General features: G+C 71.9%; 27 protein-coding genes. 18 read left to right on the top strand and 9 right to left on the bottom strand.

Going from position 1 to position 24,538, the window contains the following annotated elements:
• Positions 1-400: 400 nt before the first annotated feature.
• Positions 401-2,044, top strand: a complete 1,644-nt coding sequence (locus GH723_RS16640; protein WP_153760702.1) for a hypothetical protein — start codon at positions 401-403, stop codon at positions 2,042-2,044.
• A 68-nt stretch (positions 2,045-2,112) separates the two neighbouring features.
• On the opposite strand, the gene GH723_RS16635 is transcribed toward GH723_RS16640, so the two are convergent.
• Positions 2,113-3,297 carry an acetyl-CoA C-acetyltransferase gene (locus GH723_RS16635; RefSeq protein WP_153760701.1) on the bottom strand — a complete coding sequence of 395 codons (1,185 nt, stop codon included), beginning with the start codon at positions 3,295-3,297 and terminating at the stop codon, positions 2,113-2,115.
• A gap of 77 nt (positions 3,298-3,374) precedes the next feature.
• The gene (locus GH723_RS16630) at positions 3,375-3,908 is read right to left on the bottom strand and encodes a DivIVA domain-containing protein (protein WP_195210385.1); all 534 of its coding nucleotides are present in this window, start codon (positions 3,906-3,908) and stop codon (positions 3,375-3,377) included.
• Between the two features lie 97 nt (positions 3,909-4,005).
• On the opposite strand from GH723_RS16630, the gene ccrA reads away from it, so the two are divergent.
• The 3 genes from ccrA to GH723_RS16615 are packed head-to-tail and all read left to right on the top strand — an operon-like array spanning position 4,006 to position 6,348.
• Entirely contained in the window at positions 4,006-5,349 is a 1,344-nt protein-coding gene (gene ccrA / locus GH723_RS16625) for a crotonyl-CoA carboxylase/reductase (protein ID WP_153760699.1), read from the top strand.
• Between the two features lie 12 nt (positions 5,350-5,361).
• Entirely contained in the window at positions 5,362-5,772 is a 411-nt protein-coding gene (mce, locus tag GH723_RS16620; protein WP_229022891.1) for a methylmalonyl-CoA epimerase, read from the top strand.
• Positions 5,773-5,775: 3 nt separating this feature from the next.
• Positions 5,776-6,348 (top strand): carboxymuconolactone decarboxylase family protein, encoded by a 573-nt coding sequence (locus GH723_RS16615; protein WP_153760698.1) that lies wholly within the window; start codon positions 5,776-5,778, stop codon positions 6,346-6,348.
• A 15-nt stretch (positions 6,349-6,363) separates the two neighbouring features.
• Here GH723_RS16615 and GH723_RS16610 read toward each other — a convergent pair whose 3' ends face one another.
• The gene (locus GH723_RS16610) at positions 6,364-8,160 is read right to left on the bottom strand and encodes a sensor domain-containing diguanylate cyclase (protein WP_153760697.1); all 1,797 of its coding nucleotides are present in this window, start codon (positions 8,158-8,160) and stop codon (positions 6,364-6,366) included.
• Between the two features lie 119 nt (positions 8,161-8,279).
• On the opposite strand from GH723_RS16610, the gene GH723_RS16605 reads away from it, so the two are divergent.
• The 3 genes from GH723_RS16605 (at position 8,280) to GH723_RS16595 (ending at position 12,337) form a co-directional block, all read left to right on the top strand.
• Positions 8,280-9,518 (top strand): hypothetical protein, encoded by a 1,239-nt coding sequence (locus GH723_RS16605; protein ID WP_153760696.1) that lies wholly within the window; start codon positions 8,280-8,282, stop codon positions 9,516-9,518.
• A gap of 96 nt (positions 9,519-9,614) precedes the next feature.
• Complete coding sequence (locus GH723_RS16600; RefSeq protein WP_153760695.1) at positions 9,615-11,762, top strand: M48 family metallopeptidase; 2,148 nt, start codon at positions 9,615-9,617, stop codon at positions 11,760-11,762.
• Between the two features lie 41 nt (positions 11,763-11,803).
• Positions 11,804-12,337 (top strand): hypothetical protein, encoded by a 534-nt coding sequence (locus tag GH723_RS16595; RefSeq protein ID WP_153760694.1) that lies wholly within the window; start codon positions 11,804-11,806, stop codon positions 12,335-12,337.
• 24 nt (positions 12,338-12,361) lie between these two features.
• On the opposite strand, the gene GH723_RS16590 is transcribed toward GH723_RS16595, so the two are convergent.
• Both GH723_RS16590 and GH723_RS16585 read right to left on the bottom strand, forming a co-directional pair.
• Positions 12,362-12,580 carry an amphi-Trp domain-containing protein gene (locus GH723_RS16590; RefSeq protein WP_153760693.1) on the bottom strand — a complete coding sequence of 73 codons (219 nt, stop codon included), beginning with the start codon at positions 12,578-12,580 and terminating at the stop codon, positions 12,362-12,364.
• Between the two features lie 51 nt (positions 12,581-12,631).
• Positions 12,632-13,174, bottom strand: a complete 543-nt coding sequence (locus tag GH723_RS16585) for a DUF488 domain-containing protein (protein ID WP_153760692.1) — start codon at positions 13,172-13,174, stop codon at positions 12,632-12,634.
• A 64-nt stretch (positions 13,175-13,238) separates the two neighbouring features.
• On the opposite strand from GH723_RS16585, the gene GH723_RS16580 reads away from it, so the two are divergent.
• Both GH723_RS16580 and GH723_RS16575 read left to right on the top strand, forming a co-directional pair.
• Positions 13,239-13,661, top strand: coding sequence for a hypothetical protein (locus tag GH723_RS16580; RefSeq protein ID WP_153760691.1), 423 nt, complete (start codon positions 13,239-13,241; stop codon positions 13,659-13,661).
• A gap of 40 nt (positions 13,662-13,701) precedes the next feature.
• Positions 13,702-14,223, top strand: coding sequence for a DUF1697 domain-containing protein (locus GH723_RS16575; RefSeq protein ID WP_195210384.1), 522 nt, complete (start codon positions 13,702-13,704; stop codon positions 14,221-14,223).
• A gap of 195 nt (positions 14,224-14,418) precedes the next feature.
• Here GH723_RS16575 and GH723_RS16570 read toward each other — a convergent pair whose 3' ends face one another.
• The 3 genes from GH723_RS16570 to GH723_RS16560 form a co-directional block, all read right to left on the bottom strand.
• A complete protein-coding gene (locus GH723_RS16570) occupies positions 14,419-14,727 on the bottom strand; it encodes a hypothetical protein (protein ID WP_153760689.1) in 309 nt (102 codons plus the stop codon).
• Positions 14,724-14,906, bottom strand: coding sequence for a hypothetical protein (locus GH723_RS16565; protein ID WP_153760688.1), 183 nt, complete (start codon positions 14,904-14,906; stop codon positions 14,724-14,726). The genes GH723_RS16570 and GH723_RS16565 overlap by 4 nt, the downstream gene beginning before the upstream one ends.
• A 223-nt stretch (positions 14,907-15,129) precedes the next feature.
• Complete coding sequence (locus GH723_RS16560) at positions 15,130-15,435, bottom strand: helix-turn-helix domain-containing protein (RefSeq protein ID WP_153760687.1); 306 nt, start codon at positions 15,433-15,435, stop codon at positions 15,130-15,132.
• A 115-nt stretch (positions 15,436-15,550) separates the two neighbouring features.
• On the opposite strand from GH723_RS16560, the gene GH723_RS16555 reads away from it, so the two are divergent.
• The 5 genes from GH723_RS16555 to GH723_RS16535 all read left to right on the top strand — a co-directional run bounded on the left by GH723_RS16555 (position 15,551) and on the right by GH723_RS16535 (position 20,362).
• Positions 15,551-16,429 carry a 5'-3' exonuclease gene (locus tag GH723_RS16555; RefSeq protein ID WP_153760686.1) on the top strand — a complete coding sequence of 293 codons (879 nt, stop codon included), beginning with the start codon at positions 15,551-15,553 and terminating at the stop codon, positions 16,427-16,429.
• Positions 16,430-16,494: 65 nt separating this feature from the next.
• A complete protein-coding gene (locus GH723_RS16550; protein ID WP_153760685.1) occupies positions 16,495-17,502 on the top strand; it encodes a DNA polymerase domain-containing protein in 1,008 nt (335 codons plus the stop codon).
• Positions 17,503-17,536: 34 nt separating this feature from the next.
• Positions 17,537-18,760, top strand: a complete 1,224-nt coding sequence (locus GH723_RS16545) for a GGDEF domain-containing protein (RefSeq protein WP_153760684.1) — start codon at positions 17,537-17,539, stop codon at positions 18,758-18,760.
• 76 nt (positions 18,761-18,836) lie between these two features.
• Positions 18,837-19,301, top strand: coding sequence for an RNA polymerase sigma factor (locus tag GH723_RS16540; RefSeq protein WP_153760683.1), 465 nt, complete (start codon positions 18,837-18,839; stop codon positions 19,299-19,301).
• Complete coding sequence (locus tag GH723_RS16535; protein ID WP_153760682.1) at positions 19,298-20,362, top strand: hypothetical protein; 1,065 nt, start codon at positions 19,298-19,300, stop codon at positions 20,360-20,362. The genes GH723_RS16540 and GH723_RS16535 overlap by 4 nt, the downstream gene beginning before the upstream one ends.
• On the opposite strand, the gene GH723_RS16530 is transcribed toward GH723_RS16535, so the two are convergent.
• A complete protein-coding gene (locus tag GH723_RS16530) occupies positions 20,332-21,396 on the bottom strand; it encodes an ATP-dependent DNA ligase (RefSeq protein ID WP_153760681.1) in 1,065 nt (354 codons plus the stop codon). The two genes, GH723_RS16535 and GH723_RS16530, sit on opposite strands and share 31 nt — an antisense overlap.
• A gap of 32 nt (positions 21,397-21,428) precedes the next feature.
• Between GH723_RS16530 and GH723_RS16525 the strand changes: the two genes are divergently transcribed.
• From GH723_RS16525 to GH723_RS18565, 4 genes are all read left to right on the top strand, one after another.
• The gene (locus GH723_RS16525; protein ID WP_153760680.1) at positions 21,429-22,139 is read left to right on the top strand and encodes a dienelactone hydrolase family protein; all 711 of its coding nucleotides are present in this window, start codon (positions 21,429-21,431) and stop codon (positions 22,137-22,139) included.
• A gap of 298 nt (positions 22,140-22,437) precedes the next feature.
• The gene (locus GH723_RS16520) at positions 22,438-22,689 is read left to right on the top strand and encodes a hypothetical protein (RefSeq protein WP_153760679.1); all 252 of its coding nucleotides are present in this window, start codon (positions 22,438-22,440) and stop codon (positions 22,687-22,689) included.
• Between the two features lie 54 nt (positions 22,690-22,743).
• Positions 22,744-24,300 (top strand): acyl-CoA carboxylase subunit beta, encoded by a 1,557-nt coding sequence (locus tag GH723_RS16515; RefSeq protein WP_153760678.1) that lies wholly within the window; start codon positions 22,744-22,746, stop codon positions 24,298-24,300.
• The gene (locus GH723_RS18565) at positions 24,297-24,536 is read left to right on the top strand and encodes an acyl-CoA carboxylase epsilon subunit (RefSeq protein WP_195210383.1); all 240 of its coding nucleotides are present in this window, start codon (positions 24,297-24,299) and stop codon (positions 24,534-24,536) included. The genes GH723_RS16515 and GH723_RS18565 overlap by 4 nt, the downstream gene beginning before the upstream one ends.
• Positions 24,537-24,538 lie beyond the last annotated feature (2 nt).

Raw genomic sequence — 24,538 nt, 5'->3', positions numbered from 1 at the left:
GCTGCGAGAGCGGAGCCGTGGTGTGCGCTGGGTACCTCTGGTGAAGTGCCCGAGGTACCGCCCCGACGAGCCGGGCGCGGGCGGTATGACCAACCCGCCGGAGCGGTACCTGCGGAGATCCAGACGGAACCGGTGCCGAGCGAGCTCGGCGAGATCCGAACGGGGGAGCCGGAGTGGAGGTGGCTCCGTCTGGTGTGTTGCAGTCACGTTACAACAATGACGACGGGATGACAACCCCTTCTTTTTCGTCATCTGGTGGACGGGATCCTAGGCCGTTCGGCCCACGTGTGCACGCACTGCGTGCCGGTGCGCACACGCACTGTGCTCTCGTGGCGACTGCCAGCGCAGCGCCACACGCCTGGGGGTGCCATGCTCGTCGGTCACGACGAAGGAGGGACACGTGGATCGCGGGCAGAACGGGTCGTGGACGGTGCGCGTCGTCGCGGCCGTGGTGGTGGCAGGTCTCATGGCCGTGGGGTGCTCCGGCGACGACGACGGTGCCGGTCCGGTGCCCGACTCGTCGAACGCGGACACGGCGCCGGCAGAGGCGTCCACCGGGCCGGTCGACACCAGCAACTTCGACGACATCGTCCGAGTGACGCCGCACGTCGACGAGGGGCAGGTGAGCTCGGGGTGGATCGGCCTCGACGGCGGGACGCTCACCCTGGACGCCGCCGACGGGACGACGTTCACCCTCGACGTGCCCGCTGACTCGCTGCGGTTCCCTGCGGAGATCACGATGACGGCGGTGGCGGCGATCGACGGGCTGCCGTTCGGCGACGGCCCCGCCTACGCCGTCGACCTCCAGCCGAGCGGGCTGATCTTCGACGTGCCGGCCACGCTGACGATCACGCCGGCCGAACCGATCGACGTCGACGAGCAGCTCCCGTTCACCTACCAAGGGAGCGAGCTGACCATCGCCCGTCCGTCGATGGAGACGCCCGACGTGGCGATCGAGGTCGACCACTTCAGCGGGTACGGCGTCGCGAAGGGTTTCCTCGGGGACGTCGAGGAGGTGCGACACCGCCTCGGCGAAGACGCGTTGAGGCGGATCGAGAGCGAGATCAACGCCTTCCTCGTCGCCGAGCGGCAGCGCGAGCTGGCTGGCGAGGAGCCGAACCCGGAGTGGGGTGATCGGATGAGGGAGTACTTCGAGCAGATCGAGCGGGAAGTGGTCGAGCCCCGGATGGCCGCGGCGGGCGAGAGCTGCGCCGCAGGACGGCTCGCCGCCGAGACCCACCTGGGCTTCGCCCGGCAGTGGCAGATCACTCTCGGCGAGGAGTACCCGACGAGCTATCACGAGGTCATCGACACCGTGGCATCGGTCTGCATGCAGGAGGAGCACGAGATCTGCGTCGACCACCACGTCATCCACCGTCTCCCGCCGATCCACTACTCGTTCGAGCGCTCGTCTGCGCTCATCGGCGCCCCGACCGAGGAGGTCCTTGCCGAGAGCCGCCGGTTGCTCGAGGACTGCCTCCGCTTCGAGCTCGAGGTGGAGGTGACGGCTGCGGGGGAGACCGACTGGGGCTACCTGGCGGTCCGCTCCGAGGACACCGCGAGGTTCACGACCGACGTCGTCTTCGACGCCGAGGCCATCCGGTTCACGCCCACGACGGCGACGATGGAGTCGGACCAGCCGGCCTACGACGTCACGGCGGGCGGCTGCACGGCCGGCAGCCCTGAGCCGTGGAGCGCCTCGGCGCAGTTCCTGGAGGTGCGCTGGGGCGTGACGGACTACGACGACACGAAGGAGCTCGGCGAGCTCGAGTGGCTCGTGGTGTTCCTCGACATGCCTGACGCAACGCTCGCGATCCCGAGCCTCGTCTGCAACGGTGCCGACGGCGGCCCGTTCGAGGACCCGGTCACCTCGGCCGCGATCTTCGAGCTGGCCGTCCCCGACCAGGCGATCCGCGACTGGAACATCCTCGGCGAGGAGACCGTCGCCAGCGCCGAGTGGGACGTCGAGGCGCCGACCGGGACGACGGGACAGATGCGGTCGTTCGGGTGGGCGGAGCTGCGCCACACGCCCGGCGGGGCCTGAACGCGCTCGGGCCCCGACCGTGCGGCCGGGGCCCGAGGGTGGAACGGGTGCGGCGCTCGCCGCGCCGATCAGCTGATGGTGCGCAGGATGGCCCCGTCGCCCTGGCCGCCGCCGCCGCAGAGGGCCACGGCCGCGGTGCCGCCGCCGCGGCGCTGCAGCTCGAGCAGGGCGGTGAGGGCCACGCGGTTGCCCGACATGCCGAGCGGGTGGCCGACGGCGATGGCGCCGCCGTTGACGTTGGTGATCTCGTCGGTGATGCCGAGCTCGCGCATCGACGCCACGCCGACGGCGGCGAAGGCCTCGTTCAGCTCGAACAGGTCGATGTCGCCCACCGAGAGGCCGGCACGCTCGAGCGCCTGCTGGATCGAGCGGGACGGCTGGGTGAGGAGCGATGCGTCCGGGCCGGCCACCTGGCCGTAGGAGACGAGCTCACCGAGCGGGGTGACCCCGAGCTGGTCGGCGATCTCCTTGCGGGTGACGATCACCGCCGAGGCACCGTCGGAGATCTGCGAGGCGTTGCCGGCGGTGATGTTGCCGGCCTTGTCGAACGCCGGGCGCAGCTTGCCGAGCGAGTCGGTGGTGGTGTCGGCGCGCACGCCCTCGTCGACCGACACGACGAGCGGGTCGCCACGGCGCTGCGGCACCTCGACGGACACGATCTCGTTGTCGAACTTGCCGTCCTTCTGGGCGGCGGCGGCCCGGGCGTGGGACTTGGCGGCCAGGTCGTCCTGCACGTCGCGGTCGAGGTCGGCGGATGCCGCGTACTTCTCGGTGCCGGCGCCCATCGCGCACTGGTCGAAGGCGCAGAAGAGGCCGTCGTACATCATCGAGTCGACGACGCTCTGGTCGCCGATGCGGTAGCCCTCACGAGCACCCGGGAGGAGGTAGGGGGCCTGGGTCATCGACTCCATGCCGCCGGCGACGACGATGTCGACCTCACCGGACTGCACCATCTGGTCGGCGAGGTAGATGGCGTTGAGGCCCGACAGGCACACCTTGTTGACGGTGGTGGCCGGGGTCGTCATGGGGATGCCGGCGTTGACCGCGGCCTGGCGGGCGGTGATCTGGCCGGCGCCGGCCTGCAGGACGTGGCCCATCAGGACGTAGTCGACCTTCTCCGGGGCGACGCCGGCGCGCTCGAGCGCGGCCTTGATGGCGAAGCCGCCGAGCTCCATGGCGGAGAACGACGAGAGCGCACCCGAGAGCTTGCCGATCGGCGTACGAGCGCCGTTCAGGATGACGGAACCGGGCATTGGGTCCTCCCCCATGTGTGGAGCCGAGTAGGTCTCCCAGCTTAGGGACGCCCCCTGCGGACCGGCCAGACGAGCCCTCAGCCGTCCCCGTGCTCGAGGGTGCGGGCCGACTCGAACGAGAACGGGGGCGGGTCGGCGGGTCGGCGGTCGGCGCCGTTCCCCGACGCGTGCTCGCCCCCCAGCACGGCGGCGATCTCCGGTGGCGGTCCGAGCGGGGTCGCGACGACGCCGCGCGGGTCGAGCGCCGCCAGGCGGGTGCGCAGCTCGTCGACCTCCTGGCGGGCGTCGTGCAGCTCGCGCCGCAGGTCGCCGGCGTCGGTGAGGTCGATCGAGAGCTCGCGGCGTCGTTCCGCGGCCAGCTCGGCGGACAGCTCGGCCTCGTGGGCGGCGTGGCGCGCCGTCTCCCGCTCCAGAGCCGCCAGCCGTTCGTTCGCGATGTCCTCGCCGGCCCGGTGGCGGGCGGCTCGTGCCTCGGCGTCGTCGAGACGGGCTCGCAGCGAGCGCATCGCGCCGGCCACGTCCTGGAGGTAGCGGGCCACCTCGTCGCGGTCGTAGCCGCGCAGCGCGACCGAGAACCGCCGTGCTGCGACCTCGTCGGGATGGATCTCCACGTGCTCCTCCGTCGCCCGCCGGGGTGGACGACCGGACTGTACGCCGGGCACGGCCCGGTGTGCGGAGCCGCGCGCCGAGGCTCTAGTTTGCGCCGCCATGGACCAGATCCGCGATGCCATCAACGGGGGAGCATCGGGCGAGGAGCTCGCCGCCCTGCCGATCCCCGAGTCCTACCGCGCTGCGCACACCCTCCGCTCGGAGCAGGAGATGTTCGCGGACCTCCCGTCGCACGAGAAGGACCCGCGCCAGTCGATCCACGTCGGCGACGTGCCGACGCCCGAGCTGGCCCCCGACGAGGTCTACGTCGCGATCATGGCCAGCGCCATCAACTTCAACACGGTGTGGACCTCGATCTTCGAGCCGGTCTCCACCTTCGGCGCCCTCGACCGGCTGGCCCGCCAGAGCGAGTGGGCGCGGCGCCACGCGCAGGACTTCCACGCCTTCGGCTCCGACGCCGCCGGCGTCGTCATCCGGGTCGGGTCCGCGGTGCGGGCCTGGAAGCCCGGCGACCGCGTCGTCGTGCACTGCAACTACGTCGACGACCAGGACGACACCGCCCACGACGACGCGATGATGGCCGCGAACCAGATGATCTGGGGCTACGAGACGAACTTCGGCGGGCTCGCCGACCTCGCCGTGGTGCGCGCCAACCAGCTCATGCCGAAGCCGGCCCACCTGTCGTGGGAGGAGGCGGCGTGCAACGCGCTGACCAACTCGACCACGTACCGGATGCTGCTCTCGCCGAACTCGTACCAGATGAAGCAGGGCGAGGCCGTGCTCATCTGGGGCGCCTCCGGCGGTCTCGGCGGCTACGCCGTGCAGTACTGCCTCAACGGTGGCGTCACCCCCGTCGCGGTGGTGTCGTCGCCCGAGAAGGTCGACCTGATGCACCAGATGGGCGTCGAGCACGTCATCGACCGCAAGGCGGCTGGCTACCGGTTCTGGAACGAGGACGGCACCCAGCAGGACCCGAAGGAGTGGCGCCGCCTCGGCGGCGACATCCGCGACATGATCGGCCGTGACGTCGACGTCGTGTTCGAGCACCCCGGCCGCCAGACCTTCGGCGCCTCGGTCTACGTCGTGAAGCGCGGTGGTGCGGTCGTCACCTGCGCCGCCACCTCCGGCTACATGCTCGAGTTCGACAACCGCCACCTCTGGATGCGCCTGAAGCGCATCATCGGCTCCCACTTCGCCAACTATCACGAGGCATGGCAGGCGAACCAGCTGATCTGCGACGGCAAGATCCAGCCGATCCTCTCCGCGGTGCACACGCTCGAGAACACCGGCGAGGCCGCCTACCAGATGCACCACAACCTCCACGAGGGCAAGATCGGTGTGCTCTGCCTCGCCGAGGAGGAGGGCCAGGGTGTCGACGACCCGGAGATGCGCGAGAAGGTCGGCGAGGACAAGATCACGCTCTTCCGCCGCGCCGGCGGCTGACAGGAGGCCGAGATGACCGACCAGCTGCTCACCGAGATCGACCACGTCGCCATCGCCGTCAAGGACCTCGAGGCGGCCATCGCCTACTACGAGGAGACCTTCGGCGCGACGGTCGACCACCGCGAGGTCGTCGACTCCGACGGCGTCGAGGAGGCGCTCCTCAAGGTCGCCGAGTCCTACATCCAGCTGCTCACCCCCACCCGTGACGACTCGCCGGTGGCCAAGTACCTGGAGAAGAAGGGCGAGGGCCTGCACCACATCGGCTACCGCGTGTCCGACTGCGGGGCTGCGCTCCAGGCGGTCAAGGACAGCGGCGGCCGGGTGATCGACGAGGAGCCCCGCCCCGGGTCACGGGGCACCACGGTGGCGTTCGTCCACCCGAAGGCGGCGTTCGGCACCCTCATCGAGCTGGTCCAGGAGTAGCGGGTGCCGCGCCCGTCCCGGCCGACGACCCCGCGCCTCGCCCCGGTCGCCAACCCGACCGCCGAGCAGCGCGAGGTGCTCGCCTCGGCCGGGACGCGACCGGACCGCGACCCGCTCAACATCTTCGCCACGATGGTCCACAACCGTCGCGTCGCCAACCGGGCGGTGCTGCTCGGCGGGGCGTTCCTCGGCAAGGGCACCATCCCGGGGCGGGAGCGGGAGATCGTCATCCTCCGCGTCGGCCACCGGGCCAGCGCGGTCTACGAGTTCGGCCAGCACGTCGTCATCGGGCGCCGTGAGGGCCTCACCGACGACGAGATCGCCGACCTCGCCCGCGACGAGCTCACCCGTGACTGGGCGGCCGGCGACCGCGCGCTCATCGCGATGGCCGACGAGCTGTGCGCCGACGACTGCGTCGGGGACGCCACCTGGGCGACCCTCGCCGAGCGGTACACCGAGGAGCAGCTCGTCGAGCTGCTGATGCTCGCCGGCTACTACCGGATGATCTCGGGCTTCTTGAACTCCGCCGGCGTGCAGCTCGACGACGGCGTCCCCGGCTGGCCCTCCGAGGCCTGACCCCCGGCGGTCGGCTCAGGCCGCCGCCACCCGGTTCCTGCCGTCGCGCTTGGCGGCGTAGAGCGCCGCGTCCGCAGCCGCCACCAGGTGCGTGGTGTCCGGACGATCGCGTTCGAGCTCGGCCACGCCGAAGCTCGCGGTGACCGTCGTCGGGTCACCCCGGTCGAGCGAGAGCGCCTCGGCGATCGCGGCGCGCAGGCGCTCCGCGAGGTGGAACGCGCCGGCGAGATCGGTCTCCCGTGCCAGCACCGCCAGCTCCTCGCCACCGAGGCGGTACGCGGTGTCGACGTTGCGGACCGTCGCCTCGACCGCCTGGGCGACCGACTGCAGCACGCGGTCCCCGAAGGGATGGCCGTAGTTGTCGTTCAACCGCTTGAAGTGGTCGAGGTCGATCATCACGAGCGACAGCGGCCGGTCGTACCGCGCCGAGCGCTCGGCCTCCTTCTCGAGGTCCTCGGCGAACGAACGCCGGTTGGCGAGGCGCGTGAGCGGGTCGACCCGGGCCAGCTCGGCGTTCTCCGAGTAGAGGCGGGCGGACTCGAGCGCCGCCGCGGTGTGGACGGCGAGGGTCGTGAGCGCCTCCACGGTCGGCTCGTCCGGCGGGCTCACGAGCTCCACCTCCAGCGCGCCCACGACGCGGGCGCCGACGACGAGCGGCCAGGCCACGTGGTGCGACCCGATGAGCTCCTCGTGGACGATCCGGGCCTCGGCGGTCGCCGCCCCGACGAGGCCCTCCCCGGCACCGAGGATGCGGACGGGCACGGGTTCGCCGTGCGCCAGCACCGTGTCGTGCAGCAGGGACGTGGTCCCGTCGCCGCCCATCACCCACAGCCGGGCCCGGTCGCCGTCGCTCAACGCCAGCGCCGCCGTCGTCGCCGACTCGGCCACGTAGCGGGGGTTGCCGGTCCCGGAGATCTCCTTCGACATCCTGAGGATCTGGTCGAGGCGCCGGGCGAGCACGGACATCGCGGCCTCCCGCTCGGCGAGGGCCGTCCGCTGGACGTGGAGCGACTCGATCATCGTGTCGAGCCCGCGAGCGACCTCCCGGATCTCTGCGGGTCCCGACACGAGCGGTCGGGCGTCCGGATCGCCGGCGGCCACCTTCGACATGGTCGAGGTCAGCTGCTCGATGGGGCCTTGGACGGCCTCTCGCAGGCGTCGCCGCTGCCGGCGGGCGAGCACGAGCATCGCGGCGGCGACCACAACGCCGACGCCGCCAGCGACGCCGATGGCCATCCCCTGTGCGGCGAGCGCGCCGTCGCGGCGCTCCTGCACCTCGACGAGGAACGTCGCCTGGGCGGCGCGGTAGCGGTCGAAGAGGGCGCGCCCGTCTGCGAGCCGGGCCTCGAGCTCGGGTCCCTCGAGGGCCCCGTCGGCGCCGAACAGCTCGCGCGCGGGGTCGGCCCACGACTCGTCCCAGCGCTCGTACGCCACGCGGTGCTCGATCGCGCCGACGAGCAGCGAGGCCGGTGCGTCGATGGCGCCGAGGTGAGCGGCGACGTCGTCGAGGTCGGCGTCGATCGTCGCCTCGGCCCGGCTCCACGGCCCGAGGAACGACGGATCGCCGGTGGCGAGGTAGGCGCGCAGCGCGGTCTCGGAGTCGAGGATCGCCTCGTGGGCCTGACGGGCCGACCGGATGACGGCGGTCGTCCCGTCGACGCGCGCCTGGAACACGAGCAGGTTGACCGCGGCCACCAGGCACGAGATCGACGCCGCCAGCACCACGGCGACGGCCATGGTGAGGAACGTCCGTCGCAGCGTGGCATCGATCGAGCGGCCGTCGTCGACCGATGGGGTGGGCGGTCTCTCCACGGTCGCGGTATCGGCGCACGACCTCACCCGAATGAGGGTTGGCGCCCGGTGTGTCGGGTGTCGCAGGAGGTCGGCGGGCGTCCCGGACCGGCGCACCACGACGGGTACGCTGCCGCCGCGTGCCGACGACCGACCTCCCTCCCGCCCGGTTCGTGGGCCGTCTCCCGGGCGTGCTCGGCGCCGATGCGCGGCCGCTGCTGCTCGGGGCCGCGGTGCTCGTGCTCGGCTACCTGCCGCTCGTCGCGCTCGGCCCGGGGACCGACCTCGACGTCGGCGGTGTCCACGACGCCGGTCGGGCCATCCTGCGGGGCGACTACTCGGTGTCGCGCACGCCCGGCGCCCCGGTCCACGAAGCGATCGTCGGCGTGCTCCACGCCCTCGGCGGGGTCGTGCTCGTCAACCTCGCGTCGGTCGTCATGGCGGCGGTCACCGCGCTCGCGGTCGTCCGCCTGCTGAGCCGGGAGGGTCACCCCCACGCCGGTTGGTACGGGTTGGCGGTCGTGCTCAACCCCTACGTGTGGATCGCCGGGACGTCGATGGTCGACTTCCTGTGGGCCACCGGGTTCGCGCTCGCCGGCGCCAACGCCCAGCTCTCGCGCCGGTGGGTCCCCGCCGCGGTGCTCTACGCGCTCGCCGCCGGGTGTCGCCTGTCGACGCTGTTCGTGATCGGTGCCTTCGTGCTCGCCGACCTCCTCGGCACCGCCCCGGCCGAGCGTCGCCGCCTGGTCGGGCTCGGCGCGGTGACGCTGGCCCTCACCGCGGTCGTCTACCTCCCGCCGTTCGTCACGATGGGGTGGGACTTCCTCGACTCGAACGTCCCGTCCTCCACGCTCCTCGTGCAGGTGGGCCGGTTCGGCGTGAAGAACTGGTTCTTCTTCGGCCCGGTGGTGATCGTCCTCGGGCTCGTCGTCCTCCCGAGACTGCTGCGCGACCTCCCCCGCCTGTGGCCGAGCTCGGCGGTCCTGCGGATGGGGCTCCTCGGCCTGGTCGCCGCCGAGCTGGTGTTCCTCCGGTTCCCGTGGAAGCTGGCCCACCTGCTTCCGGCGTTCCTCTGCCTGCTGCTGGTCCTCGGCGCGGCGCGGCTGCTCGGCGGGCGCGCGATCGCGCTGCTGCTCGTGGCCCAGGTGCTCCTCGGGCTCGTCAACGTGAACCTGGCCGATCCCGATCGGCCGGACCGGGCGACCGGCGGGCGGTTCGCTCCCGAGGTGATCGAGGGGCAGTGGGTGCGGGACCTGCGCTGTCGACTGGACAGCGACCGGGAGGCGTACCGCGATCCGGGTCGGGGCGACGAGGGCGGTGACGGGGTGGGAGCCGACCTCTTCGCCACCTGGCGCTGCGTCGTGCCCTGGTCCGAGTAGCCCTGGCGCCCTCGGACCCGACGGCTCAACTCCCGGGCGGGACCTGCCGACCGGAACCGAGGCCGTGCGGCGCGGCCCGAGGAGGCGGCGGCACACGTGGCGAGACGATCGGCATCACTGCGAGCTCAGGCGGCCCTCGCCGTCGCGCTCATCGTCGGCTTCCACGTGCTCGTCGTCGGCCTGGCGCTCCTCTTCATCGCCGCGCCCGTCCTCGAGCTGGTCTACGTCGGCCGCCTCCACCTCTACGTGCTCGTCCTCCCGGTGGTCGGCTGGTCGCTCCTGAAGGCGCTCGTCCCGCGCAAGCCGCCGTTCCAGATCCCGGGGCCGCGGGTCACCGCCGAGACGCAGCCCGATCTGATGGCCCTCGTCGAACGGGTGGCGCGCGAAGTCGGCGAGCCGCCGCCCGCCGGTGTCTTCCTCATCGACGACGTGAACGCCTTCGTCACGACCGTCGGTGGGCGCCTCGGCGTCGGCGGCCACCGCATCCTCGCCGTCGGGGTCCCGCTGATGCGGGTGCTCGAGCCCGAGGAGCTGGAGTCCGTGATCGCCCACGAGTTCGGGCACTTCCACGGAGGCGACGTCGAGCTCGGCCCGATCCTCTACCAGATGCGCGGCTCGCTGACCCGCACGCTGGCGGCGGTCGACGACTCGTTCCTCCGGCGTCCCTTCATGCTCTACGCCGAGCTCTACCTGTCGGTCACCCAGGGCCTCTCCCGCGCCCAGGAGCACGCCGCCGATCGACTGGCGGCACGGGTCACGTCGCCGGCGACGGCCGCCTCCGCCCTCGCCCGGTTGCCGCTCGGATCGATGGCCTTCCAGACCTATTGGCAGACCGAGTACGGCCCGGTGCTCGAGCAGGGCTACCGCGCCCCGTACCTGTCCGGCTTCGACGCGTTCCTCGACAGCCCGACGGTGGCCCAGATGTCCGCGACCCACGCCGACGTGGCGCTCGGCACCTCGGCGCACTCGAAGTTCGACAGCCACCCGCCGGTGGCGGAGCGGATCAGCGCGCTCGGCGTGGACCCGGCGGCGTTCAGGGGGCGAGGCGTGGCCGCACGGCCCGCCACCTCGGTGCTGCGCGACCTCGACGGCGTGGCCGAGCAGCTCGAGGAGCACCGCCTCCGCGGCACGTCGGGACGGCTCCTGCCGCTCAGCTGGGACGACGTGGCCGAGAAGCTCATCCTTCCCGCCTGGCTCGACTCGGTCGCCGTCGGCCTCGGCCGCGTCGCACCCGGGGCGACCGCCGCCGACCTGCCCACCACCCGCGACGGGCTCGCCGAGCTCGGCGAGACGCTCCACGACGACGCCCGCCACGGTCGTCTCCTGCGCCCGGAGCGCGAGGCGGTCGCTCGGCGCGCCGCGACCCACATCATCGGGGCGGCGACGGTCGCGGCGGGGTTCCGCATCGTCGACCGCCTGGGCGTGCCGCCGCGCTTCGAGCGGGAGGGCGAGGTCCTCGACGTCCTCGGCTTCTACGACAAGGTCCTCGCCGGCGAGATCGAGCCGGCCCAGTGGACGGCGCTGGTGGCGCACTACGGCCTCGACGCCACCGCCGGCCGCCTGGCGTCGTTCGCCCCGACGACGCCACCGGCCCCCGGTGCGCCGCTCCCTCCGCTCCCGCCCCTCGGCAGCGACGACGACCTCCCCGCACCGCCGAAGCCGGAGGAGGGTGCCGCCACCTACAGGGACGTGCCACCGGGCCAGGGCGCGCTCGGGACCACGCGACCGCTCGTCGTGGAGGCCGACGCGCTCGCATGGGGTGATGTGCGGCTCGTCGCCTCCGAGGTCGAGCACCTCGCGCTCGGCGCGCGGGTCGAGTCCAACGGCGGCGGCCGCTTCAGCTGCCGGTTGCTGGGTGCCGGGCGGGAGATCCGCATCGAGCTCACCAGGCGCAAGGGCAACGCGGAACGGTGGAACGAGGCCGTCGGCGCGGTCTCCACCTGGTGCCAGCAGCGGGTCGAGCCGCTCCTCGTCGACCGGCTGCTCCAGCGGTTCGAGGCCGACGGTGGGGTGGAGGTCGCCGGCGTGGTCGTCGGAGCGGACGGCATCACCGTCGGTGCCGCGACCCTTCCGTGGGCCGACGTCGCCGGCGCGGGCTCCGACGGTCGCAAGGTGACGATCTGGCGGACCGCCGACAACCTCCAGGGCGCCGCCGCGTTCTGGTCGACGAAGACGAGCACCCTCGACGCGGTGCTCGTGCCCACGCTCGTCGAGGCGGTGCGTCGCACCGTGGCGTCCCGGTAGTGGGTCCGCCACGCGCGACGTCGCGGGCGTACTCTCACCCGATGCCGCGCACCCCCCGACGCCGTCGGACCGCCCGATCGTCGCTCGCCCTCCTCGCCCTCCTCGTCGTCGCAGCCTGCGGTGACGACGACGGGGGAGGGTCGGCGGCCTCGACGACGACCGCACCCTCAGGCCAGGAGATCACCGAGGCCGGGTTCGCGTTCCGTGACGCCTCGATCCCGCCCGAGTACCACCGGAGCTGGACGGTCACGGTCACCGACGGGCAGGCCTACGTCGTGGTCGACTCCTACGGCGACGTCGTCGGCGAGGACACGGCGACGCTCGACGACGGGACCTGGGACCAGCTGCGGGCGAACGTCGCCGCGCTCGAGGGCGACGAAGCCGTCGAGGGTGAGGACTGCACCGGCGGTACCGGCGCGCAGGTCTGGGCGATGGAGGGCGAGGTCGAGCGGTTCGAGATGGACGCCGAGGTGTGCGGGGGCGACAACGCGGACGTCGTCGAGCGCTGGATGGCGGCGTTCGACCCCGTCACCGAGCTCGTCGACATGGAGGCCCTGCTCGCCACGGCCGAGTGAGCGGCCGGTGGTGACCGGGAGTCGCTACCAGCTGATCTCGATCTCGATCTCGTTGCCGTCGGAGCCGATCTCGACCTCGAGGCTGAACTCCACCTCGTCGGGCACCTTCACGGTGGTGGCCAGCCCGCCCTGGACGAAGCGGATCTCGTTGTGGCGGGACAGCATGTCGGCGATCTCCCGCAGCTTGTCGGCTGCGGCCTCGCGGCGCATGTGCTCGTCGTGCTCGTGCTCGATCAGGTCCATCGCGAGAGGATGCCAGGCGCCGGCGCGCTGCGGTGGTCGCTCGGGTCAGCGTCAGCCGGAGAGCGGTCGGTCGACGCCCACGTCGTACACCACGTGGCCGTCGTCTCGGCGTGCCGTCTCCAGCGGATCGTGCGCGGTGAGGCGGCCGTCGTGGAACAGGTGCTCCACGGGGCGCTCCTCGACGAGCACGAGGTGGTCCGACACCAGCCGCCGGTGGCAGCGCCACCACACCGACTCCGAGCACATGATCGCCACCGGGTGGTCGTCCGCGCTCTCCAGCAGGTCGGCGATGCCCTCGGCGAACTCGTCGGTCGCCATGTGGTCGCCGTAGGCGCGGAACTGGTCGTTGCGCAGCCCGACGTTGGGCGAGTCCGCTGCCGGCTTGCGACGACCGCCGAGGCTCGGGAGGTGCCGGTAGGCGATGCCCGCCTCGGGCAGCCACCGCGCCATCGCATCAGTCGCGACGTGTGGGTGCCGGCGGCTGCCCGGGTAGCGGCGGACGTCGACGACCTCCTCGATCCCCGCGGCCCGGAGGAGGTCGACGATCTCCTCCTGCGACGCGGTGCCGTGGCCGAAGGTGCGGATCGGAGCCATGTCGGCCGGCCTACCCGCTGTGCGCAGCGGGAACCGGTCCGGGTGCCGCGCTCGTCGTAGGGGCATGGTCCTCCGATCGATCCTCGCCGTGCTCGTCGCCGGACTCCCTCTCGGTGGATGCGGTGACGACGCCGGATCTGCGGCGCCCGAGGTCGATGCCCGGTTCGTCGTCGGGTGGTCCGAAGCGGATCACGACCGGGGGCTGCTGGAACGGGTCGGGCAGCCCGACCGCACCATCGAGACGCCGGCGGAGCTCGACGAGCTGCTCCAGTCGGCGGCTCCCGAGCTCGACGTCGGGGCGCTGCGCGACGTCGACCTCGACGAGGTCGTCATCGTGGTCGGCAGCTACCCGCGGTGCGACCAGACGTCGTCGGTCGAGGTCGTCGACGGCGAGCTGCGGTTCGTGGTCGTCGAGGCCGAGGACCCGGTCGAGTGCGCGTGGGCGCCGTTGCAGGTCGACGTCTGGAGCGTGGCCCGGGACGGCTGACCTCAGCTGCGGGCCGTGGTTGACTGAGCCGGTGCGGTACGTGGCGCTCCTTCGGGGCATCGGTCCGATCAACCCCAAGATGCGAAACGCTCGCTTCACCGAGGTGCTGACCGACCTCGGGCTCGACGTCGTCGGCACCGTCGCCGGCACGGGCAACGTCGTCTTCGACTCCGCCAGCCGGGCGCTCCGGTCGCTCGAGCAGCGCATCGAGGACGCCTGGCCCGAGCGCCTCGGCTTCCGCAGCATCACGATCCTGCGCACCCGGGCCCAGATCATGGACCTCCTCGAGGCCGACCCCTTCGCCGGACTCGACGACGCCGCCTCCCGCTTCCAGGTCACGTTCCTGCGACGGCCACCTGCGAGGGGCCAGGTCCTGCCCGAGCCCGTGGCCGACAGCGGGTGGCAGATCGTGAGCGCCGACGACCGCCACGTGTGCTGGACGATCGACACGACGCGCTCGACGACCCCGGACGGCATGCGGGCGCTCGAACGAGCCTTCGGCGAGGCCATCACCACCCGCACGTGGCGCACCGTCGCCGGCATCGCCAAGAAGCTCGACTGACGAGCGTCTGCGAGGATGCGCGGATGGGTCTCGACGTCCACCTGATCGACGGCACCTACGAGCTGTTCCGGTAGGTGCAGGTCAGCGTAACGACACAGACGCTACCTGGGCTTTCGGGTCGCAGGCGGTCGTGAGGAGTCGCCACCTGTCGCCCACAGACGCCATTTCGGGGTCGGTTTGTGTCAGCGAGTTGTGTCAGTCGGGGTCGGTGTCGATCTGGAGGTAGATGATCTCGACGGCACCGTCGTCGGCCACCGTGACGTAGAGCGCCACCCGGGGAACCAGCGTCCCAGCGGCGATCAGCACTCGCACCTGTTCGAGTCCCTCGACTGCCAGCGTGACCGCCCGATGATCCTCGGCGAGTGCGTCCATCAGGGGAGGAAGCTCGTAGAAGAGGAAGTCTCCCGTCGACGGGGTCCCGCTGCCGGTTCGCTCGGCGGGAAGCAGCTCGTCGAGCCGGTCGAAGAACGACGGAGCGACCCGGACCTGACGGCGGGCGCTCACCCCGCCGTGCGGTGGTCGGCCTGCCTGGCGAGGGTGGCCGCCGTGGCTTCGACGCGTGCTCGAACCTCGGGGGGCACCTGGTCCCAGTCGGTGACGATGCTGGCCCGGACGGCCGCCGCCCGCTGATCGGGGGTCATCCGGTCGAGGTCCTCGGCGGTGATCACCTCACGGTCGGCCATGCCGTCGAGGCTACTGCGCACTGGGCGTCTCGGGCGGCCGGCTTCCCCGGGGGAGCAGTTCCGGGGAAGCCAGGATGGTGGGACCTGGTCGGGTAGCGCCGGTTCGGCCGCTTCCCCGAGAACGGGTCGGTCCACACCACCCGGTACGACGCCACCTTCGGCGTCGGGGCGTACAGGGCGACACCGCAGTCGTGGCAGGCCACGGGCTTGCGCCGGGCACCCATCACGCCACCGCCTTCCGGGCCGCGCGGCCGGCGGGGCGAGCCGGCGGAGGTGCCAGAACGGTGATGTGGTCCGTCGGACGGGCCGGGTCGGCCGCCGTGTCCGCCAGCGAGGTCGCCATCTCCCACGCCCGCAGGGCGGCGAGTGGGATGCGCACCATGCCGGGCACGATGGAGGCTGGCAGGAGGCCGTCCTTGGCCATCTCCTTGACCTTGGTGGTCCCGATGCCCCAGCGGCGGGCGAGGCCCTCGGTGTCGAGGAAGATGTCGGACGGGTCGGGGGTGATCTGCTCTGGTTGGGTCAGCATTGCCCTGACCGTCCGGAGGTGATCTGGCCCGGCAATCGCCGCACGCTGTGTCAGGCTCGTTGTGTCGATTTCGCCGTCGGCGATGCGAGTACCGCCTCTGAGCAGGAGAAATGCCATGGACGTCCACCTCGTCGACGGCACCTACGAGCTGTTCCGGTACTTCTTCGCCGTGCCGGGGCACACGGCTCGCGACGAACGGGACGTGGGCGCGGCGCGGGCGGTGGTCGGGTCGATGCTCACGCTGCTCGAGGACGGAGCCACCCACGTCGGGATCGCCACCGACCACGTCATCGAGTCGTTCCGCAACGACCTGTGGCCCGGGTACAAGGACGGCTCGGGCGTCGACCCTGTGCTCCTCGCCCAGTTCCCGCTGCTCGAGGCGGCGCTCACGGCGGCGGGCTTACGGGTCTTCGCCATGGTCGAGCACGAGGCGGACGACGCGCTGGCCTCGGCTGCTCGGGTGGCCGCGGCAGACGACCGGGTCGAGCGGGTGCTCATCGCCACGCCCGACAAGGACCTGGCCCAGTGCGTCGTCGAGGGGCGCGTCTGGCAGTTCGACCGCCGCAAGCGGGAGCTCATCGGTCCGGACGAGGTGATCGCCAAGTTCGGCGTGCCGCCCGAGTCGATCCCCGACTACCTGGCGCTCGTCGGCGACAGCGCCGACGGGTTCCCCGGTCTCCAGGGCTGGGGGGCGAAGTCGGCCGGTGCGGTGCTCTCCCGCTGGGGTCACGTGGTCGACATCCCCGAGGACCCGACGACGTGGGAGGCCGACGTCCGTGGCGCGGCCAAGCTCGCCGTGACGCTCAACGAGAACCGCGAGCTCGCGGCGCTGTTCGTGCGCCTCGCGACGCTGGTCGACGACTGCGAGACGATCGACGACGTCGACGAGCTGCGCTGGACGGGCCCCACGGAGGACTTCGCATCCGTCGCCGACTACCTCGACCAGCCGGCCCTCGCCGAACGAGCGGCTCGCCTCGCGGACGCCCGCGCCTGACATCCGGCGCCCCAAGGGGCTGCAACGTCCGGGCCTGTCGCGACGGACGGTGATTAGCTGGGCGGATGGCCACCAAGGCGACGACGGTCGAGGTCGACGGGAAGGAGGTGCGGGTCTCCAACCCCGACAAGCTCTTCTTCCCGGGCACCGGCGCCACGAAGCTGGACCTGGTCGAGTACTACCTCACGGTCGGCAAGGGGGCGCTGCGTGGCGTGCGTTCCCGCCCCACGGTGCTGAAGCGGTACCCGGATGGCGCCGGCACCGAGCCGTTCTTCCAGAAGCGCGTACCGGAGAAGCGGCCGGAGTGGCTGCAGACCGCCACCGTGGCGTTCCCGAGCGGACGCACGGCTGAGGAACTCTGCCCGGCCGACGTCGCCCACATCATCTGGGCGGTCAACCTCGGGTGCCTCGACCTCAACCCGTGGGCGGTGCGGCGGTGGGACCTCGACCACCCCGACGAGCTGCGGATCGACCTCGACCCCCAGCCCGGTGTGCCCTTCTCGGCCGTGAGGGACGTGGCGATGGTCGTCCGTGACGTTCTCGTCGAGCACGACCTGGTCGGGTTCCCGAAGACGTCCGGCTCCAGGGGGATCCACATCAACGTCCGCATCCTGGCCAAGTGGGACTTCCTCGGCGTGCGCCGCGCCGCCCTGGCCCTCGGGCGCGAGGTCGAGCGTCGCGTCCCCGACCTCGCCACCACCGCCTGGTGGAAGGAGGAGCGAGGCGAGAAGGTCTTCCTCGACTACAACCAGAACGCGCGGGACCGCACGGTCGCCTCGGCGTACTCGGTCCGGTCCAACCCCGATGGCTGGGTGTCCTGCCCGCTCACGTGGGACGAGGTGCCGGACTGCGAGCTCGGCGACTTCACCATGGCGACCGTGGCAGAGCGCGTCGCCGCCGGCACGGATCCCGACGAGGGGATCGACGAGGCGGTCGGGTCGCTGAAGGGCCTGCTCGACCTCGCTCGACGAGACGAGGAGGGCGGGCTCGGCGACGCACCCTGGCCCCCGAACTTCGCCAAGCAGCCTGGCGAGCCCCGCCGGGTGCAGCCGAGCCGTCGGAAGAAGGACTGATGCGCCCGGGGCTAGCCTGACGGCCGGAGGCAGAGTGGGCGCGACCGCAGCGGGCGAACAGGGCGCGGACGAGGGCCTGGATCCAGCGCGCCTCGCCGCCGAGCTCGACCACGAGCGGCGAGCGCGGCGTCAGGACCAGGCGCTGATCCGCGCCGCGCAGGCCGTGTCGTCGAGCCTCGACTTCCGCGACGTCGTGCACCTGATCCTCCAGGAGCTGCGGGAGGTGGTCCACTACGACACCGCCTCGGTGCAGGAACTGCGGGGCGACCAGGTCGTGATCGTCGCCGGGGAGGGGATCGACCTCGACGTCTTCTCGGGCGTCGGCTTCGACGTCGACGGCGACGGCGCCCCGAACGCCGAGGTCGTGCGGGGCCACCGGCCGGTGATCGTCCCCGACATCCTCGGTGACCACCCGTACCCGAACTTCCCGCATCCGGCCCACGAGATGTCCGGGGTCCGCTGCTGGATGGGGGTGCCGCTGATCTTCGGCGACGAGTGCATCGGGATGATCACGCTCGACGCCTACGAGCCCGACTACTACACCGCGGCCCACGCCGACCGGGCGCTGGCCTTCGCCAGCCACGCAGCGCTGGCGCTCCAGAACGCCCGCACGTTCGCGCTCGTCCAGCGCGAGGTCGAGGAGCGCCGCCGGGCCGAGGACGAGCTGCGGTCGGCGAACGACGCCCTCCGGCGACGCATGGCCGAGATCGAGGCGCTGCAGGAGAGCCTGCGGGAGCAGGCGGTGCGGGACCCGCTGACCGGCCTGTTCAACCGGCGCTACCTGCTCGAGTCACTCGCCGGTGAGCTATCGCGCTGCCAGCGAGACGACGTTCCGCTCGCCCTCGTGCTGGTCGACGTCGACCACTTCAAGGTCGTGAACGACACCCTCGGGCACGAGGCGGGCGACGGGATCCTCATCGCCATCGCCGAGCTGCTCCGCCACAGGATCCGGGAGGGCGACGTCGCCTGCCGGTACGGCGGCGAGGAGTTCGTCGTCGTGCTGCCGGGCACGACGCTCGACGTGGCGGCCGAGCGGGCCGACCGGTGGCGGAAGGACCTCATCGGCGCTGTGTCGCCCGACGGGGTCGACCCGGTGACGATCTCCGTCGGGGTCGCGGCGGCGCCGGGGCACGGCACCACGCCACGCGACCTCGTGCGTGCCGCCGACCAGGCGATGTACGCGGCCAAGGCTGCCGGCCGCGACCGGGTCGTGATCGCCGACCCCGGTCAGGCGCCGAACACCTCGTGGAGCTCGTAGGCGCCCTCGCGTCGAGAACGGGTGCAACGCTCGGGGGTCGCTGACGCCCTGTAGGGGTGTGGAGCAGGATGCCGCCGTGGCGGAGGAGCGCGAACTGGGCCGGGTGCGTGACGCCTACGAGGCGACGCACGACCGTCTGTGGCGTGCCGTCCTCGCGTTCACCGGCTCGCGCGACGTCACCGACGACGCGGTCGCCGAGGCGTTCGCGCAGGTGCTGCGGCGTGGTGCCGAGGTGCGCGACGTCGAGGCGTGGGTATGGCGAGCTGCGTTCGTGATCGCCCGAGGTGAGCTCGCCCGCCGGGGGCCAGTCGGTGAGGTGATCGACCGCAGCGAGTCGATGCCCGAACCGGCGGTCGACCTCATCCGTGCGCTCGCGGCGCTTCCGGCCGCGGACCGTGAGCTGCTCGTGCTCGTGCACGTCGGCGGATGGACGCCCACCGAGCTGGCAGCGATCACCGGATCTCCGGCGTCGACGATCCGCGTCCGGCTCCACCGTGCCAACCGCCGAGCCCGCCCCCTCCTCGAGGAGGATCGACCATGAACCACTTCGACGCTCTGGACGACGTGCCCGTCCCCGACCAGTGGGACGAGATCGTCGAGAGGGCGCAGGCCGACGGCCTCGTCGACCTCGAGCCGGACACATCGCGCCGGCGTGCCCGACGCGTCGTGCCCGCGGTCGCGATCGCGGCCGCCGTCCTGGCTGCGGCGATCGCGGTCGGCGTGGTCCTGAGCAATGACGGTCGGACGGATGTGGCGACGACGCAGCGGATCACCGATGGCTTGCCGGACCTCGTCTGCCCCGATGGAGCTCTCCTCGACGGGTCGCTACCGAGCGGGGCCACCCCTGGCGCGGACCCGCTCTACACGATCACCCCCCTCGTGCGCGGGGTGCAGCCGGGGACCACGGCGTGGTCGTGGGACGTCGGCGATCAGACGGTTCAGTTGAACGTGCCGCCCGTCCCGTGGGCGAGCGAGGGCCATCTGACCAGGCAGGTTCACGAGCCACCGGGCACGGTCCTCTACCAGCCGGCGAGTACGAGCTTCATCGCTGAGTCTGGGCTGGGAAGCCATGCCGGCTGTGGTGGCTACGAGGTGATGGTGCGCGGTGGTACCGATGCGGAGGAGGCGGCGCTGGCGGTCGAGGTGGCTCGTTCGCTGCGGTGGGAGCCTGCGGACCTCGCGTCGCCCGGTGGGCCGTCGACGACCGAGTCCGTTCGGCAGTCGGCGCTCATCGAGGCGCAGGTCCAGCTCAACGATGGTTCGGCGACCGGCGTCGCCTACGTCCTCGAATGGCGAGTCGGCGAGGACGAGCCACCACTCGGCCTGGAGAGCGGTGACACGGGCGGGCCAGGGGCACGTCGGTGGGCGGTGGTTCTCATCGCCGAGTCGCAGTCCGCGTTCCGCGCGCTGCGCGGAGGGCCCTACGGGCAGCCCCCACCCCCTGTGCAGGTCCTGATCGTCGGGTTCGGTGACGGCCACCTACGGGGTCTGTCGATGCGTCCACTGGATGCAACCGTCGAGCGGATGGTGGCGGACGTACCGGGCGTTCCCTTCGTCGTTGCCGACGGGACTCAGGCGCCGAACACCTCGTGGAGCTCGTAGGGGACCGCCACCTCGAGCTGGGCGTAGGTGCAGCTCGTCGGGTCACGATCGGGACGCCACCGCACCAGGTGCGTGGTCTGGCGGAACCGGTCGCCCTGCATGTGCTGGTAGCTGACCTCGGCGACGCGCTCCGGCCGGATCGGCACCCACGAGAGGTCCTTGTTCGCGTTCCACCGGCTCGGGGCGCCCGGCTGGCGGCCGTCGCCCTCGCTCGGGGTCATCCACGTCGACCACGGGTGCTGGCTGATGTCGTGGAGGACGAGCGGTGCGAGCTCGACGGCCAGCTGCGGGCGGTCGGCGGCCTTGAAGCTGGCGGCCACGCCGACGTGGTGGAGCACCCCGTCGTCGTCGTACAGCCCGAGGAGGAGCGAACCGACGCCGTCGCCGGACTTGTGCACCCGGTAGCCGGCGACGACCACGTCGGCGGTGCGCTGGTGCTTCACCTTGAACTGGGTGCGCTTGTCCTCGACGTAGGGGTCGCCGAGCGGCTTGGCGATGACGCCGTCGAGGCCGGCGCCCTCGAAGCGGTCGAACCAGTCGGCGCCGACCGTTCGGTCGGTGGTGCCCGGTGTGAGGTGGATCGGTGCGTCGACGCCGGCGAGGAGCTCCTCGAGCCGGGCGCGGCGCTCGGAGAACGGCACCTGCCGCAGGTCCTCGTCGCCGACGGCGAGCAGGTCGAACGCGACGAACGACGCGGGCGTCGTCTCGGCGAGCATGTTCACCCGTGACTCGGCCGGGTGGATGCGCTGGAGCAGGGCGTCGAAGTCGAGCCCCTCGGACCCGGCGATGACGACCTCGCCGTCGACGACGCAACGATCGGGGAGCGCCCGACGCAACGGCTCGATCAGCTCGGGGAAGTAGCGGGTGAGCGGTCGCTCGTTGCGGCTGCCGAGCTCGATCTCGTCACCGTCGCGGAACACGATGCAGCGGAAGCCGTCCCACTTGGGCTCGAACCAGATGTCGTCGCGGTCGGGCATGTCGCGGACGGCCTTGGCGAGCATGGGCTTCACGGGGGGCATCACCGGCAGGTCCACGCCGGCCGAGACTAGGTGGCTAGCGTCGTGCCATGCCGACGACCCGCACCGAGACGATCAGCCTCCACGACGGCGAGATGGGCGCCCACCTGGCGGTGCCCGACACGGGGACCGGGCCCGGGGTGCTCGTCATCCAGGAGATCGGCGGCGTCAACGCGTACATGAGGGACGTGGCCGAGCGGCTGGCGGCGGCGGGCTACGTCGCGCTCGTGCCCGACGTGTTCTGGCGGGTGCAGCCGGGCTTCGCGGTCGACACCTTCAACGAGACCACGCTCGGCCAGGCGATGAAGGTCGCCGGACAGGTCGACGGCGATGCCTGCCTCGCCGACCTCGGCGCCGCGCTCGAGGCGCTGCGCGAGCTGCCGGAGGTGATCGGCGGCGTCGGCGTGATCGGGTTCTGCTTCGGCGGCACGCAGGCGTTCCTCGTCGCCGCCGAGTACGAGCCCGACGTCGTCGTCTCCTACTACGGGTCGGGGTTGGCGTCGTCGCTCGACAGGGTCGACCAGATCGACTGCCCGCTCCTCCTGCAGTTCGGCGCGACCGACCCGTACATCCCGGAGGCCGACCTCCAGGCGATCAGGGACGCCGTCAGCCCGAAGAGCAACATCGAGGTGCTCGTCCAGCCCGACGCCGGGCACGCGTTCGACAACCACGCGTCGGAGATGTTCTACGACGCCAGCGCTGCCGCCGCGGCCTGGACCCGCACCACCGCGTTCCTCTCCGCGCACCTGAACGCCGGGTAATTCGCTGGCGAGCACCGGCTCGCCGCGTGAAGCTCCTCCGCTCACCCGCGATCCGGCGGGTCCGACCACGCGAAGGAGGTGCCCACATGATCGACGCCAACCGCACGATCGGCGGCGGCACCCCCGCGGGTCGAGGTCGGCGCAGCGCGCCGCCGCTCCTCGCGAGCTGAGCCTCGCTCGACCTCACGACGTGAGGCCCCACCTCACGCCTCACCACTGACCGGCGTTCCACAGGCGCGGCACACCGCCACCGGGCGCGAACGGTCCACCCCGACGGCACCACCCACCGGAGAGCACCATGCACCAGCACCTCCAGCTGCTGGCCGACGCCGCCCTGCGCGAGCGCCAGCTGCAGCGCCACCGACCCGACCACCACCACCAGCACCACCTCCACCGGCTCCGGGCCGACCACCCGGTCCGGCGTCACCTCGCCCGGGCACTCGTCCGCCTGGCTCGCGTCGTCGAGCCCGGCGTGGCGGGCGCCCCGGCGGGGGCGGCCGCTGCCGCACCGTCGACCACGGGGTCCGCGCCGCTCGCGCGGGCCGCCTGAGCGGGTTCCTGCGCCTCTTTGGGGCCGTTCTCGGGCGGCGAGTAGCCTGCGCCCATGTCCGAGATCAGCCTCGCCGAGCGCATCGAAGAGCTCCGTAAGCGCAAGGAAGAAGCGCTCCACGCAGGGTCCGAGCGTTCGGTCGAACGCCAGAAGGCCAAGGGCAAGATGCTCGCCCGCGAGCGCATCGAGTACCTGCTCGACGACGGCTCGTTCCACGAGCTCGACATGCTCGCCCGTCACCGCGCCCACACCTCGGGCATCGAGGAGCGGCCCTACACCGACGGCGTCATCACCGGCTGGGGCACGATCGACGGACGCAAGGTCTTCGTCTTCTCCCAGGACTTCACGGTGTTCGGCGGCGCCCTCGGCGAGGTGTTCGCCGAGAAGATCCACAAGATGATGGACCTCGCGCTCTCCGTCGGCGCCCCCGTCATCGGCCTCAACGACGGCGCCGGCGCCCGCATCCAGGAGGGCGTCGTCTCCCTCGACTCCTACGGCGGCATCTTCTACCGCAACGTCCAGGCCTCGGGCGTGGTGCCGCAGATCTCGGTGATCCTCGGCCCGTGCGCCGGCGGCGCGGTCTACAGCCCGGCCATGACCGACTTCATCTTCATGGTGCGGGAGTCCTCGCACATGTTCATCACCGGTCCCGACGTCGTGAAGACCGTGACCGGCGAGGAGGTCACCCTCGAGGAGCTCGGCGGCGCCCAGAGCCACGCCTCGAAGTCCGGTGTCGCCACGTTCGTCTCCGACGACGAGCAGGCGTGCCTCGACGACGTGCGTTTCCTCATGAGCTACCTGCCGTCGAACAACCTCGAGGAGCCCCCGGCCTTCGAGCCCACCGACGACCCGCACCGCCTGTGCCCCGAGCTCGTCGACCTCATGCCGGCCAGCCCGAACGTGCCCTACGACATGGGCAAGGTCATCGAGGCCGTCGCCGACGACGGCGAGTTCTTCGAGTACTTCCCGCACTGGGCGAAGAGCATCGTGTGCGGCTTCATCCGCATCGACGGCAAGCCGGTCGGCGTGGTCGGCAACCAGCCGACGATGTTCGCCGGGGTGCTCGACATCGAGTCGTCGGAGAAGGCGGCCCGCTTCGTCCGCACGTGCGACGCCTTCAACATCCCGCTCGTCACCTTCGTCGACGTGCCCGGGTTCCTGCCCGGCGTCGACCAGGAGTACAACGGCATCATCCGCCACGGCGCCAAGCTGCTCTACGCCTTCTGCGAGGCCACCGTGCCCCGCATCCAGGTCATCACCCGCAAGGCCTATGGCGGCGCCTACGTGGTGATGAACTCCAAGTCGATCGGCGCCGACCTGGCCTTCGCCTGGCCGTCGGCCGAGCTGGCCGTGATGGGCCCGCAGGGCGCGGTCGAGATCGTCTACCGGCGCGAGCTGCAGACCGCCGCCGACCCGGTCGCCCGCCGCACCGAGCTCGTCGACGAGTACGTCGAGCGCTACGCCAACCCCTACGTGGCGGCCGAGCGGGGCTACGTCGACGACGTGATCGACCCGGCCGAGACCCGCATCAAGCTGGTGGCCGGCCTCGAGATGCTCCGCTCGAAGCGCGAGGAGCTCCCCAAGCGCAAGCACGGGAACGTGCCACTGTGAGCGGAGCGAGCAGCGACGGCGCGGCGATGGATGCCGACGCGCAGGTGCAGGTCACGCGGGGCCCGGATCCCACCGACGAGGAGATGGCGGCGATCATGGCCGCGGTGCAGACCGTGCTGGCGTCGGGCGTCGCCGTCGACAGCGGCACGGAGGAGCCGCCGCCGCGCTGGCGGTTCTCCGGACGCTGGTGGTCGAAGCCGGTGCCCCAACGCCGCGACCGGCCTGCCCTCTTCTGAGG

It is taken from the genome of Actinomarinicola tropica (genome assembly GCF_009650215.1).
Taxonomy (GTDB): Bacteria; Actinomycetota; Acidimicrobiia; order Acidimicrobiales; family SKKL01; genus Actinomarinicola; species Actinomarinicola tropica.
The sequence above is the reverse complement of the archived record's forward strand: the minus strand, read 5'-3'. Positions and strand labels throughout refer to the sequence as shown.

What these genes read in the sequence shown, in the direction of transcription:
- GH723_RS16595 (WP_153760694.1), top strand. Translation starts at nt 11,804, where the DNA reads ATGCCGCGCACCCCCCGACGCCGTCGGACCGCCCGATCGTCGCTCGCC.
- GH723_RS16590 (WP_153760693.1), bottom strand. Translation starts at nt 12,580, where the DNA reads ATGGACCTGATCGAGCACGAGCACGACGAGCACATGCGCCGCGAGGCC.
- GH723_RS16580 (WP_153760691.1), top strand. Translation starts at nt 13,239, where the DNA reads ATGGTCCTCCGATCGATCCTCGCCGTGCTCGTCGCCGGACTCCCTCTC.
- GH723_RS16520 (WP_153760679.1), top strand. Translation starts at nt 22,438, where the DNA reads ATGCACCAGCACCTCCAGCTGCTGGCCGACGCCGCCCTGCGCGAGCGC.
- GH723_RS16525 (WP_153760680.1), top strand. Translation starts at nt 21,429, where the DNA reads ATGCCGACGACCCGCACCGAGACGATCAGCCTCCACGACGGCGAGATG.
- GH723_RS16550 (WP_153760685.1), top strand. Translation starts at nt 16,495, where the DNA reads ATGGCCACCAAGGCGACGACGGTCGAGGTCGACGGGAAGGAGGTGCGG.
- GH723_RS16555 (WP_153760686.1), top strand. Translation starts at nt 15,551, where the DNA reads ATGGACGTCCACCTCGTCGACGGCACCTACGAGCTGTTCCGGTACTTC.
- GH723_RS16535 (WP_153760682.1), top strand. Translation starts at nt 19,298, where the DNA reads ATGAACCACTTCGACGCTCTGGACGACGTGCCCGTCCCCGACCAGTGG.
- GH723_RS16560 (WP_153760687.1), bottom strand. Translation starts at nt 15,435, where the DNA reads ATGCTGACCCAACCAGAGCAGATCACCCCCGACCCGTCCGACATCTTC.
- GH723_RS16635 (WP_153760701.1), bottom strand. Translation starts at nt 3,297, where the DNA reads ATGCCCGGTTCCGTCATCCTGAACGGCGCTCGTACGCCGATCGGCAAG.
- ccrA (WP_153760699.1), top strand. Translation starts at nt 4,006, where the DNA reads ATGGACCAGATCCGCGATGCCATCAACGGGGGAGCATCGGGCGAGGAG.
- GH723_RS16515 (WP_153760678.1), top strand. Translation starts at nt 22,744, where the DNA reads ATGTCCGAGATCAGCCTCGCCGAGCGCATCGAAGAGCTCCGTAAGCGC.
- mce (WP_229022891.1), top strand. Translation starts at nt 5,362, where the DNA reads ATGACCGACCAGCTGCTCACCGAGATCGACCACGTCGCCATCGCCGTC.
- GH723_RS16565 (WP_153760688.1), bottom strand. Translation starts at nt 14,906, where the DNA reads ATGGCCGACCGTGAGGTGATCACCGCCGAGGACCTCGACCGGATGACC.
- GH723_RS16585 (WP_153760692.1), bottom strand. Translation starts at nt 13,174, where the DNA reads ATGGCTCCGATCCGCACCTTCGGCCACGGCACCGCGTCGCAGGAGGAG.